This is a genomic window from Pseudomonas sp. K5002 (genome assembly GCF_013386655.1).
Classification (GTDB): Bacteria; Pseudomonadota; Gammaproteobacteria; order Pseudomonadales; family Pseudomonadaceae; genus Aquipseudomonas.
Genome location: NZ_JACARK010001676.1, coordinates 1 through 483, shown reverse-complemented (window position 1 = coordinate 483; position 483 = coordinate 1). Strand labels below are relative to the sequence as shown.

1 pseudogene is annotated in these 483 nt (G+C 59.0%); it reads left to right on the top strand.

The annotated features are described in order from the left end of the window. Window positions 1–264: 264 nt before the first annotated feature. A pseudogene (locus tag HX846_RS38650) lies at window positions 265–483 on the top strand (SfnB family sulfur acquisition oxidoreductase); the annotation flags it as partial.

Genomic DNA, 483 nt, shown 5'->3' with positions numbered 1-483 from the left:
CCCAGGCCCCGACCAGCCCCGCCAGGGCCCCGCTGGCCTACCAACCCCGTCGCCCCGGCTCGCCCTGTGAACCGGGGTGACAGACCTTCTATGCATATTCCTAAAAGTTAGTTTATTAAAAAATTTAACACGCTTAGGGTATATGCACCGGACCACCGGACATTCCTGATTTTTTTATCTTTTCAACGGATGTGAGGTAGGTATGGTCAAAATTACCCAGGTGCGTAACGCCAGGGCATTGCGTGCAGCCAAGGAGCGGCGCTGATGTCTAACTTGGCACAAACACCCCCCCAGAGTGATCTGGACGTTGCCCCGCTGTTGTTGCCCGCCAAAGTGCTGCGCAACGACGCCGAGGCCCTGAGCGCCGCCCACGAGCTGGCACAGGCCGCGCGCCTGCAAGCGGCCAGGCGCGATCAGCAACGCAAACTGCCCTGGGCTGAAATCGAACACTTCACCCGCAGCGGCCTGGGCAGTATTTCCATT